8 protein-coding genes are annotated in these 13,066 nt (G+C 34.0%); 4 read left to right on the top strand and 4 right to left on the bottom strand.

The features are described 5' to 3' along the window. Positions 1-6: 6 nt before the first annotated feature. The gene (locus tag D3P13_RS03000) at positions 7-2,442 is read right to left on the bottom strand and encodes a DUF4982 domain-containing protein (RefSeq protein ID WP_117879806.1); all 2,436 of its coding nucleotides are present in this window, start codon (positions 2,440-2,442) and stop codon (positions 7-9) included. Between the two features lie 122 nt (positions 2,443-2,564). Then, a complete protein-coding gene (locus tag D3P13_RS02995; RefSeq protein WP_117879805.1) occupies positions 2,565-3,857 on the bottom strand; it encodes an aminopeptidase P family protein in 1,293 nt (430 codons plus the stop codon). A 103-nt stretch (positions 3,858-3,960) separates the two neighbouring features. Here D3P13_RS02995 and D3P13_RS02990 point away from each other — a divergent pair, with 103 nt between their 5' ends. The 3 genes from D3P13_RS02990 to D3P13_RS02980 all read left to right on the top strand — a co-directional run bounded on the left by D3P13_RS02990 (position 3,961) and on the right by D3P13_RS02980 (position 8,374). Continuing rightward, on the top strand, positions 3,961-5,670 hold the full coding sequence (locus D3P13_RS02990; protein WP_117879804.1) for a M28 family peptidase: 1,710 nt from the start codon (positions 3,961-3,963) through the stop codon (positions 5,668-5,670). A gap of 97 nt (positions 5,671-5,767) precedes the next feature. Next, positions 5,768-6,304: a DUF6973 domain-containing protein gene (locus D3P13_RS02985; protein WP_157972815.1), complete on the top strand. Its 537-nt coding sequence runs from the start codon at positions 5,768-5,770 to the stop codon at positions 6,302-6,304. A gap of 87 nt (positions 6,305-6,391) precedes the next feature. Beyond that, positions 6,392-8,374 carry a monovalent cation:proton antiporter family protein gene (locus tag D3P13_RS02980; RefSeq protein ID WP_117879802.1) on the top strand — a complete coding sequence of 661 codons (1,983 nt, stop codon included), beginning with the start codon at positions 6,392-6,394 and terminating at the stop codon, positions 8,372-8,374. On the opposite strand, the gene D3P13_RS02975 is transcribed toward D3P13_RS02980, so the two are convergent. Together D3P13_RS02975 and D3P13_RS02970 are read right to left on the bottom strand one after the other, a co-directional pair. Continuing rightward, on the bottom strand, positions 8,371-8,865 hold the full coding sequence (locus D3P13_RS02975; protein WP_117879801.1) for a mechanosensitive ion channel family protein: 495 nt from the start codon (positions 8,863-8,865) through the stop codon (positions 8,371-8,373). The genes D3P13_RS02980 and D3P13_RS02975 overlap by 4 nt on opposite strands. 99 nt (positions 8,866-8,964) lie before the next feature. Further along, a complete protein-coding gene (locus tag D3P13_RS02970) occupies positions 8,965-12,108 on the bottom strand; it encodes a WD40/YVTN/BNR-like repeat-containing protein (RefSeq protein ID WP_117879800.1) in 3,144 nt (1,047 codons plus the stop codon). Positions 12,109-12,258: 150 nt separating this feature from the next. Here D3P13_RS02970 and D3P13_RS22295 point away from each other — a divergent pair, with 150 nt between their 5' ends. Then, on the top strand, positions 12,259-13,059 hold the full coding sequence (locus D3P13_RS22295; protein ID WP_117879799.1) for a TPM domain-containing protein: 801 nt from the start codon (positions 12,259-12,261) through the stop codon (positions 13,057-13,059). Positions 13,060-13,066: the final 7 nt, after the last annotated feature.

The following is a 13,066-nucleotide window of genomic DNA, read 5'->3' as shown; positions in this document are numbered from 1 at the left end:
TTTTACTTAAAGTGAATCAATGGATTTCAATTCAATTGTTCCACTTTTTAAACCTTTACCACTAACGGATAATTTAATTGCACCGGCTTCTTCTTTAGAGGAGACGATTACAACCAATTTACCACTAAATAATTTCATGGTTGGTAAGTGAAATAGCTCTAATGAAGTGGCATCACCATTGGCAGCTGCTTTGTAAAAACCTTTACCTTTCACCTTAAAGTTTAATTGATTGGTGGCAGTAGGACATGGAATACCATTTTTGTCTTCTACGGAAACGGTAATAAAAGCCAAATCTTTACCATTGGATTTTAATGTTTTTCTATCAGTATCCAAAACAATTTTATAAGGCTTTTCTGCGGTATGGACTTCTTTTTCTGCTACGGAATTTCCATTTTTGTCAAAAGCGACAACTTTTAAGGTGCCAGGTTCATAGGTAACATCCATCCACATTAATCTGTACCGATTTTGAGGTGTAGTCTTATTCTTTTTTTGAATGCCCATACTTTTTCCATTAACAAATAGTTCAGCACTGTCGTAATTGGTGTAAACAAATACGGGTGTAGTTTCACCTTCACGTCCTTTCCAATTCCAATGAGGTAAAATATGTAAGGTTTCGTCTTCTGTATTCCATCGGCTTCTATAAAGATAGTATCTGTCCTTCGGAATACCCGCTAAATCACAAATTCCAAAATAAGAACTGCGTGAAGGCCATTTGTCGTCATAAGGCGTAGGTTCTCCTAAATAATCAAATCCTGTCCAAACAAATTCACCAATAACCCAAGGTTTATCGTCTTGTAATTCAAAATCTAAATCAGGAATATTGGACCAACTGCAAGCTTCTAAATCATAAGACGAGCTTTGAAAATCGTCATACTGTTTCATTTTAGCTTGTACAACCGGAAATTTGTAAATTCCCCTTGAACTTACAGTCGAAGCCGTTTCGGAACCTAAAATAAAACCCTGTGGAAATTTTTCATAGGCTTCTTCATATAATGGTAATCTATAATTAAGTCCTGGGATATCTAATAAAGCTCCAAATCCATTTTCCATAACAGATTGCACTTGGTCCATCCCAACCGTAACAGGTCGTGTAGGATCTTCTCTATGAAATATGTCTTGTAGCCATTTCGCTCTTTTTACGCCTTCTGAACCCCATTGATCTGGCACTTCGTTACCTGCACTCCACATGATAATACTAGGATGATTACGTGTAGCGTGAATTAAATTGACTACATCTTTTTCAGCATATGCTTCGAAAAAACGGTTGTATCCATTTTCAACTTTTGGTTTTGCCCATTCATCGAAACTTTCTGCTAAGAACATAAGTCCCATTTCATCACATAATTCCAATTGTTCTATAGATGGCATGTTGTGCGAACTACGGATTGCATCAACACCCATATCCTTCAGAATCTGTAATTGTCTGCGTAAAGCAGATTTGTTCACTGCGGTTCCTAATGGTCCTAAGTCATGATGTAAACAAACCCCTTTAAATTTTCTGACCTTGCCATTTAAGCTAAATCCTTTGTTGGCTTCGTATTTTATTTCACGAATACCAAAACGGGTTTCAATTTCATCTTTAAGGGACTTGCCTTCGTATAATTGTGAAATGGCTGAATATAAATAAGGACTTTCAGGACTCCATAATTTAGGATTTATTATGGCTATATTTTGTTCAAATTCATTGCCGAAAATAGAATTCGTTTTATTGGTAGCAACGGTATCTTTATTGGCGTTTAAAATATAAGTAACTACGTTTAAATTTTTACCTGTGACCTTTGTTTTAATGTTAACCTTAGCCATTTCTTCTGAAATAACAGGTGTGGTTATATTAGTGCCCCATTGATTAATACTTTGTTCATTTTTAACAATAAGTTGCACTTTACGATATAAACCAGCTCCGGGATACCATCTGGAAGATGAACCTAGATTTGATAATTCAACTGCTAATACATTCGTTTGGTTAGCGATGATGTCATCAGTTATATCAAAGTAAAAATAGCTATAACCATACGCCCATTCACCTATCTTTTTACCATTTATAAAGACGTTGGGTTCACTCATAGCTCCTTCAAAAGCAATGAGAACTTTCTGTCCTAATTTATATTGAGGAAGTGTAAAATGGTTTCTATACCAGGCTGTCCCTACATATGGTAAGGCTCCCGTTCTACCCGTTTTTTCAGTAGCTACTTTTTCACCGTTCTGTTCAATTGCAACAGTTTGTTTGTCAACTTCTTTATCAAATGGACCGTAAATTGCCCAATCATGAGGTACAGTTACATCTTGCCACTTAGCGTCGTTAAAGTCCTTTTGATAGGCTTGGCTGTTTTCTCCTTTTTGGAATTTCCAACCTTTGTCGAGTGCTATTACAGAGCGAGATTGTGCTGTTGAAATAGGAATATAAAGGCATATTAAAATAAGTGAAATCAGGGTTTTACTCATGGTTAAGAATTTTTTCTTAGAAAGAGGTTTTACTCTATTTCATCAGTTATAATTCACTACAAAAAAACTAAGCTATAATTTTAAATAGTTATGGTACAACCAAAAAGGTATGTATAAGCTTCCTATTTATTCATCAACGCTTCAATTTCATCAACTTCAACAGGGATATTTTTCATTAAATTAAAAGGTTCGCCTTTTTCTTGAATTACGACATCATCTTCTATTCTAATACCAAAACCTTCATCAGGAATATAAATACCTGGCTCTACCGTAAAAACCATATTGGCTTGCATGGGTTCTGTTAAAATACCATAATCATGCGTGTCTAATCCCATATGATGAGAAGTACCATGCATAAAATATTTTTTATAAGCAGGCCAGTCTGGATCTTCATTTTGAACATCAGCTTTGTCCAATAAGTTTAAACCAAGTAATTCTGACGTCATAATTTTACCTACTTCTACATGATATTCGGCCCAGTCAGTTCCTGGGATTAACATTTTTGTGGCTGCATTTTTAACACGATTTACCGCGTTATAAACTTCTTTTTGTCTTTTGCTAAATCTTCCAGAAACAGGTATGGTACGTGTCATGTCACTAGCGTAATTTGCATATTCAGCACCGGCATCAATTAAGATTAATTCGCCCGCTTTACACTGTTGGTTGTTTTCAATATAATGCAATACGTTTGCATTATTTCCAGAACCAATAATTGGTGTATAGGCAAAACCTTTAGATCTGTTTATTAAAAATTCGTGCATAAATTCAGCCTCAATTTCATATTCCCAAACACCAGAATTTACAAAATTTAGTACGCGTCTAAATCCTTTATTCGTAATATCACAAGCTTGCTGAATTAAGTCTATTTCAATTTGGTCTTTTACAGAGCGTAAGCGTTGTAAAATAGGGTTGCTCTTAGCTACACTATGAGCTGGGTATTTATCTTTTAACCATTTTGTAAAGCGGTCTTCACGTGTTTCGGTTTCAACAGAAGCACGATAATGCTCATTGGTGTTAATATAAACGGTATCACATTGAGTCATTAATTCAAAGAGCACTTTTTCCATGTCTTGCAACCAGTAAACTGTTTTAATGCCGCTTGTTTTAAAAGCGGCTTCTTTGGTTAGTTTTTCACCTTCCCAAATGGCAATATGTTCATTCGTTTCTTTTAAAAAGAGAATTTCTCTATGTTTTTCTTTCGGGCAATCAGGAAACAGTACTAAAATACTTTCTTCTTGATCTACTCCACTTAAGTAGAAAATATCACGATGTTGTTCAAAAGGAATTGTACTATCTGCACTTATCGGATAAATATCATTAGAATTAAATACGGCTAAACTACTCGGCCTCATTTGAGCCATGAAATTTTTACGGTTTTTTATAAAAAGAGTACTGTCAATAAGATGGTATTTCATGGTCTTGTTTTTTCACATTAGTCTTACAAATTTATTAAATCTTAGAGAGTATTAGCTGTAGAATTCATATTTATTTAGTAGTTTTCGGTTATTAATTTATATTATGTTTAAAAAAATTATTTTTTATGTTGCTGTATTGGTCTTTGCAATTAGTACTGCTCAAAATTCAAATGATAAGAGTTTAGAATATTTCTCATTGGTGAGGGCTGAATTTACTGGCGATCAAGCCTATAAAACCACTGCTTTTGTAGAGCAATATTGGCGTGTGGTTGGTAATAAAGGGTTCAATGAAAGTGTTTATCATATTGCCAAAATGTTGGAAAAAGCAGGTTATGTTTTAGAAGAAGATGCCAATGAAATGGATAGGTTAATCTACAGAGTTGAAAAAAGACCACTTAAAAACCCTACTTGGGAACCTGTTGATGCTCGTTTAACTATTGAAGGAGAAAAATTGCCATTGCTAGAATCGACTTCCAATATAAATATGACCTATTTAAATTCTCCTTCAACACCAAAAGGTGGAGTTATTGGAGAGGTAGTTTATATAAAAGATAAAAAAGACTTAGATAAAACGGATGTAAAGGGTAAAATAATTTTTGCAGAAATGAGTCCATACGCTGTTTATAAACTGGCTATGGAAAAAGGAGTTTTAGGAATGCTAACCTATAATATGCCTGATTATTTACAACCAGAAAAGAATGTGACCTCTATCCAGTTTAGAAGTATTCCGTATAACGAAAATAATCTTTGGGGTATGGCTTTGTCTTATCAAGCGAAAGAGACCTTGAAAAAGGTTTTAAGTAAAGGCAATGTAAAGGTACATGCTGAAATAAATACAAAGATATATCCTTCAGAAGAATTGACCGTTGTTGCTGAAATAAAGGGAGCTCTTAAACCTAAAGAAAGATTTGTTTTTAGTGCTCATATTCAGGAGCCAGGTGCGAACGATAATGCTTCTGGGGTTGGTGTTCAGTTAGAAATGGCACAAATAGCTGCTAAATTTGTTAGTGATAAAAGTGCAAATTTAGATAGAACTTTAACTTTTTTATGGGGAGATGAAATTGTTTCTACCCGAAGATATATTGAAGAAGATAGTCTAAGAGCTTCTCATATAAAATGGGGAATAAGCCTAGATATGGTGGGCGAAAATACGGCCTTGACGGGAGGTACTTTTTTAATTGAAAAGATGCCAGACCCGAGTGCAATTTGGACTCGTGGAAATGATAGCCATACAGAGTGGGGAGGAAGACCTTTGAAGTTAAAAGACATGAAACCACATTATTTGAATGACTTTATTCTTAATGTTTTTGAAGAACAAGGTAAATTTGCAAAATGGGAAGTGCATACCAACCCGTTTGAAGGTGGTAGCGATCATACACCCTTTTTAAAAGCCGATATCCCAGGATTGCTATTGTGGCATTTTACAGATCAGTTTTACCATACGGATAATGATAGAATAGATAAGGTATCTCAAGAAACGTTAAAAAATGTGGGTACCGGAGCCTTAGTAAGTGCTTTTGTTCTGTTAAATTCAGATTCCGAAACAGCGTTAGCAGAATTAGAAAATATTACTTTAAGAGCTGAAAAAAGATTGAAAGATGAGTTTTTATTGTCTCAAAAATCCTTAGCGGATGGTAATAATATTGAAACGGAAGTCGAAATTCTTACCGCTTGGAATGATTGGTATCAAAAAACAATGGACTCATTAAATGATATGGCATCTGATTCAAAAGGAGATCTAAAGAACGCCATACATAAGAGTAAAGAACAACTGAAAAAGCAAACCGAAAATTATATCAAATCATTGAAATAAAATGCTATTTACTATTGCGAAAAAAATACTAGTTTCTTTTTTATTGTTTGCTCTATTTTTAAATTGTTCACCACGGTTAAAAGAATCATTTTCAAAATTGTCAAAACCTGAAAGATCCTGGGTTGTTTTTCATCCCTTTAAAGCAAAAAAAGCATATCAAATTTCAAAAGAGGCACTAATTACCACGGATTCTATTGCTAATACAAATACAATTGGCAACGATATTAATGGCGGACAATTAGATGCATTTAAACATAGTTTTTGGATGGCAAGGTCTGCACAGTATATTGGAAAAAGTGCAGCATTAGGTTTAGGAAAAGCTCATGAAAAGGGTAATTATCTTTCCTACAAAAAAAGACAATTAGAAGATGGGATTTTACCTGATAAGCCAGCTTCAGATATGGATTTATTCAATAATGAAGTGGGAGCTGAATTGGGTAAAAAGTATAAAACAGCTTCAAAAAGTACGCTTATAAATTATTTGTTAGACGCTATCCTTGACGGTAAACTAAAGATGCTAAAAAAAGATGCTGCAGGTAATTTTTTGGATTGTCAAGGGCAAATTCTTTCAATTGAAGCTCTAAAAGGGAATTGGGAAAATAATAAATGTCTGATACCTACCCATAAATTATGACTTAACATGCTGTAGTTTAGTCCTGTTTTTTATACTTTCGCTTAGAATTTTTGTAGGAGCTATTACACCTTTTTAACCAAACTTATTATGCATTTACCACTTTTACAAGACTTTGTAATTCTATTAGGGTTTTCTATTCTGATTGTTTTTTTATTGCAACGCCTAAAGTTACCTTCTATTTTAGGTTTTTTAATTACAGGAATTATAATTGGTCCTCACGGATTTAGCTTAATAGCCGCTAGTGATCAAATTGAAGTGATTTCAGAAATAGGGGTCATTTTATTGATGTTTGTGATTGGTATGGAGCTTTCATTAAAACAATTGGCATCCATTAAAAATACGGTTTTTATTGGAGGTTCATTACAGGTGGGGCTTACCATTTTAATTTCAGGACTTGCCTATTACTTTTTAGGAAATACGATTGAAGAATCTGTTTTTGTAGGGTTTCTATTTTCACTTTCCAGTACTGCAATTGTCTTAAAAATATTACAAGATAGAAACGAAATGAAGACAGCCCATGGCCGTAATGCATTGGCCATACTTATATTTCAAGATATTATTGTGGTACCGATGATGTTAGTGACGCCTATTCTATCAGGAGCTTCTGAAAATGTGACAATGAGTGTGATTACTTTAGTTGTAAAATCAATTATTGTAGTATTGGTTACCATAGTAAGTGCAAGATATATTGTACCTAAATTGATGTTTGAAGTAGCAAAAACAAAAAGTAAAGAACTTTTTTTATTAACGACAATTACCATTTGTTTTGCGGTAGCCTATTTAACTTCAGAAGCAGGCTTATCCTTAGCTTTAGGTGCCTTTTTAGCGGGATTAATTATATCAGAATCCGAATATTCGCATCAAGCAACCAGTATTATTTTACCATTTAGAGAATTATTTACCAGTATCTTTTTTATCTCTATTGGCATGCTGTTAGATGTTACATTTTTTCTGAATCATATTGGTATTGTCTTATTACTTGTAGCTGTTGTATTTGCAATAAAAACTTTTGCTATTACGGTTGCGGTTGCTGTTTTAAGATATCCGCCAAAAACGGTTATACTTACTGCTTTATCATTGTTTCAAATTGGAGAATTTGCTTTTATTCTGTCTAAAGTTGGTGTGCAATACAATCTATTAAGTGTAGAAACGAATCAGTATTTTTTATCAGTGTCTATTATATCTATGATTTTAACCCCTTTTGTAATTATGTTTTCCCATACGTTTGCAAATGGAATTTTAAAGACGAAATGGGGTAAAAGAATGGATAAAAATCTTGTTGGGCAACAAGACAATGAAAGTGTTATAGATAATGATATGACAAATCATTTAATAATTATTGGGTATGGAATTAATGGTTCAAATTTAGCGAAAGCAGCAAAGTATGCTAATATTCCCTATGTGGTTATTGAAATGGATGCGGCAAAAGTTAAAAAAGCAAAAGAAGAGGGTATTCCTATTATTTTTGGAGATGGTTCGTTACCTCATATTTTAGATACGGTAAATATTGTAAAAGCACGGTCTGTTGTCATAGCGATTGCAGATAAAGATGATACCAAAATCGTAATAAAAAATATACGTTCTATTTCAAAGTCAGTTCATATTTTGGTAAGAACAAGGTATGTGCGAGAAATTAGCGAATTATTAGCCTTAGGTGCTGATGATGTAATCCCAGAAGAATTTGAGACGTCAATTGAAATATTTTCAAGGGTAATGCATAACTTTTTAGTGCCAGAAAGTACGATAGATAATCTAATCGATTATGTACGTTCTAATAATTATGACATTTTTCAAATGAAGAAGAAACTGCCTAAGACTTTTACAAATGCTCAAATACCTGACTTTAATATTACCTGTGTAAATGTAACTTGCGATAGTAGTAAAATTAATGGTAAAACAATTAAAGAAGCTAATATTAGAGCTAAATATGGTATCAGTATTTTGGCAATATCTCACGATGGCAAGATAATAGACGACATTCGTCCTGACCAAAAAATTTACCAAAACGATTTATTATATATTCAAGGGAGCTCGGAAAATATTGAGAATTTCAGGAAGTATGTGAACTAAGTGATTTTCTTTTTTATCATCTTTTGTAAGAATATATTATTAGGTAATAAAACTTCTTCCCCTTCTTTTGTTTTTAATTTAATAAAAAAAAGCCCAATATCACTTATTCTTCCTTCTACCTCAAAGTCTTTATCAATGATGATAATTGTGTCGTCTAATTTTGCTGAATGATTGAAAAAGATAATCAGGCCGGAAGTTAGATTTGATAAATGTGACCATTGAGCAAATAGTGCTATCCCAATAACGGTTAATACAGAAGCCATAAATAGAAATAGCTCAGCTTGATCAATACCCCAAACGGTTAGCACAAAAATGATTGTAATTGTTACAAGTACAATAAAAACAATTTTTTTAATGATCTTACCTCTCGTTTTTTGCAAAACATTTTTAGAAACAGTTCTCTCAATTAGCTTATTCATTAGCAACCGGAGTAAAAAGAATAGAACAATTGCGATTAATGTTTGGAGTATTTTAATTTCTAATAGGTTCATTAATTTTTTTTATTGATGGTGTGTAATTATAATACAATCAGATTTTAATTTTATGCTAATTAGATATTCTATTTATTAGAAAATTACCTAAAATAATGCTTAATCTTTAAACAACGAAAAATCAATCCCCTCAATTTCCTTTCTATATGCTGGCCATTCAGTCGCAAAGAAATTATCTATTTTTGTCATTACTTCAGTAACTTTTTCATTGGCATTTTTTATCAATTGTAGTTGCGTTTTTCCTGGCTCTTCTTGTAAACTGCCCACATACCTTCTGGCGGTATTTAAAAAGTTCATTGGGGTTGGTTCTGGGTTCCGTGTAATACCTTGTCGCTTGTCTTCTTTACCTATCATTGCATCAATCAGATTATTAATAGACGTAACAATAGAATCACTTTTTTTAATGACCTCTTTATATTTTTTGGCATCTACATCTTTAAACTGCTTTTTATACGTGGTTGCAATTTCTTTAGATTCGTTCAGTTGAGCAACTGCTTTTCCTGTTAATTCCATCTGTTTTTCTAATTGTTTTTGTAAGTCATATTTACTTTTTAAAACATCATAATGCATTTCAATACGTGGGTCGTAAGCTACTTTTATGGTAGTAGAATCTTTATGATTACCATAATGAACTACTACTTTGTAATTGCCAGGTAATACACCTACGCCACGGGGTTCAGGACTATCTTTTTTGGCAATTTTTCTAGAAGGACCTCTAACACCTTTTTCATCTAAATTCCAACTGGCTTTTTGCAGTCCACTTTCTTTTGGTGCTTTTTGTTTTAACGTTCTAATCAGTTCATTTTTGGAATTGTAGACGTGTAACGTAATGGAATCTGATTTTTTACTTTTTGCCGTATCTGTTGGTTTATTTATGCTGTAATTGATTTTTGCTCCTCTAAGTGATCTGTTTTCACCATTAAAAAGTGCGTTACCACCAAAACGAGTACCTGATGGTTGCTGGATGAGTTTTATAAATGCATCGGGTGAATCGTACACTTTTAAGGTGTCATTTAAAACTTGACTCCCTTCTTTAGCTAAGGTTCGTAATGGTCTAATATCATCTAATACATACATAGAACGACCAAAAGTAGCAATGACTAAATCGTGTTCACGTGGGTGAATACCTAAATCCATTGTAGATACGCTTGGGTAATCATTGGTCCATTTGGTCCATGTGTTGGCCTCATCTAAACTTACATATAATCCGTTTTCTGTACCCAGAAAAATCAATTTCTTTTCTATCGGATCTTGAATTAAAGCAAGAGAATACCCAAACGTTTCATCCTTATTATCTAACAAACTTTCCCAAGTTTTGCCATAATCTTTGGTTCTAAATAAATAGGGTTTAAAATCGAAATTTCTATAATTATTGATTACAGCATACGCTTCACCAGCATTAAATGTTGAAGCCTTAATTTGCGTTATCCAACTTTCTTTAGGGAATTTTTTATGTTTTAAAGGTGTAACATTAGTCCATGTTTCACCTCCATTTCTAGTCAGTTGTATTTGTCCATCATCCGTGCCCACCCAAAGTAATCCTTTCTCTAAAATGCTTGGGGTTATGGCTAAAATAGTGGTATGATTTTCAGCTCCGGTGGCATCCATCGTAATTCCACCACTTTCGTGTTGTTTTTGCTTTTCAGGATTGTTAGTCGTTAAATCAGGAGAAATTACATCCCATTCATGTCCCTTATTGGTTGTTTTATGTACAAATTGACTTCCAAAATATAGGGTTTCACTATCAAATGGGTCCATAGCAATCGCTGAGTTCCAATTAAATCGAAGTTTTACATTTGGGTCAGGATGCGTAGGACGAATCATTTTCGTGTTTCCAGTTAACCGATCATATCGACCAACAGAACCTTGTTGAGACATTCCGTACCCGTAACGAGAATTTTTTGGATCTGGAATTACATCAAAACCATCACCAAACATTAGTTCTTGCCAATACGAATTTCTGATTCCTTGAGCTTTTAATACATAAGCTGGTCCAATCCATGAACCGTTATCTTGCATACCGCCGTAAAGGTTATACGGATAATCCATATCGTAATTGATATGATAGAACTGCCCAACAGGCAGGTTTTCTACAAAACGCCACGTTTTACCTTTATCTCGCGTTATGTTTAGACCACCATCATTACCATCAATCATAAAACTTGGATCATTAGGATTGATATACCAAGCATGATGATCAGGATGAATACCTGAATCTGAATTGTACGCAGGCATTAATTCTTTAAAAGATTTTCCGCCATCATCACTTACATTAACATAGGTATAAACTGTGTACAATCTGTTTTCATTTTTAGAATCAACAAACAAATCGGAATAATAAAAAGGACGATTACCAATTTCGGGTTTGTCATTTATTTTTGTCCATTTAATACCTCCATCTTCTGATTTGTATAAGGCATTTTTCTTTGATTCTATTAAGGCATAAACCACTTTCGGGTTGCTTTGAGAAATGGCTAATCCAATCCGGCCTAAATTGCCTTCTGGAAGTCCGTCTTTATCTGTTTTTTTTGTCCAATTTTCACCACCATCATAGGTGATGTATAATCCCGAACCTTCACCACCTGAATTAAAAGTCCATGGTTTACGCCTGTGTTCCCACATGGCTGCGATTAATTTATTCGGATTATTAGCATCAACTACCAAATCGGCAGCCCCTGTTTTATTATTTACAAAAAGTGATTTTGTCCATGTTTTACCACCATCCGTAGTTTTAAAAACACCACGTTCAGGATGCTCACCCCAAGGAGAACCGATAGCCGCTACATAAATGGTATTGGGATTGTCTTTGTCAATAATTATTCTATGGATATTCCGCGTTTTTTCTAAGCCCATAAGTTTCCAAGTAACTCCAGCATCAAGGCTTTTGTAAATTCCATATCCGCCATTTAGGCTATTTCTTGGGTTCCCTTCTCCGGTTCCAACCCAAATAACATCTGTATTACTCTGTTGAATGGCAATAGCACCAATACCTTGAATAGGTTGTTTATCAAAAATGGGTTTCCAGTCAATGCCACCACTTTCCGATTTCCAAACGCCACCAGAAGCGGCTCCAACATAGATAATATCAGGATTACTATGTACTGCATCAATTGAAGTAATGCGACCACTCATACCCGCAGGGCCAATATTACGAGGTTTCATGCTTTTTAGTTTTTCTAAATCTAATTGTTGTGCATTTAATAACATGGAAATAAAGAATACAAGAAGGGTAAGTTTTTTCATATTGAAGGTTAGTTATAAAGACTACTAAAGTAATTGTTATTTTTATGAAATACAATTTTCATAAAAGAACCCTGCTGCATTTACTCAAATAATGTGAGTACTTTTTAGTATATTGCAGGTTCAATAATTTTTGTTCTCCACAAGAAGAATATGCGAATAATTCAGAAAAAACAGTTACTTTTTTTAATTACATGTATTTTTATATTTGTTGTAATTGACAACTCATATTCGCAAACGGATATTCCTCCTAAACCATCATTTATTCCCCCAGTTATTGATAGTACAAACACACTATCAAGTTATGAAAAAAAAGCATTATACGATAAGTTGAAGATCTACAATGACACCACTTCAACAGAGATATTGGTGATGATTAAAAATAGCACTTATGGCGAAGATATTGCAATGTATGCAATAAATTTAGGACATAAATGGGAAATTGGAGGAAAAGGAAAGGATAATGGGGTTGTTGTTTTAGTAGCAAAAGAAGATAGAAAATTATGGATTGCTACAGGTTATGGAGTTGAACATTTATTAACGGATGCACTTTCCAAAAGAATTGTAGAGCAGATTATAACGCCTCAATTTAAACAAGGAAATTATTATGAGGGATTAGATAGAGCTACTTCTGCAATTATGCAAATCCTCAATGGTGAATATAAAGGTACTCCACAAGGTGATGGTGGAGGTGGAATTCCTGTTGTATTTATTATCATTTTTGTTATTGTTTTGCTGATTATACTTTCGGGTCGAAATAAACGAAATGGCGGAAATGGTGGGAATAAACGAAGTGGAGCTACGCAATCAATATTAGAAGCTATTATTTTAAGTCGTGCTGGCCGTGGCGGTTTTGGTGGCGGTGGATTTGGTGGTGGTTCTAGTGGAGGCGGTTTCGGTGGTTTTGGCGGCGGCGGCGGTTTCGGTGGTGGCGGAGCTGGCGGTAGTTGGTAAGAAACGA

The organism is Aureibaculum luteum (genome assembly GCF_003449015.1).
Classification (GTDB): domain Bacteria; phylum Bacteroidota; class Bacteroidia; order Flavobacteriales; family Flavobacteriaceae; genus Aureibaculum; species Aureibaculum luteum.
This window is presented reverse-complemented; position numbering and strand designations above follow the sequence as displayed.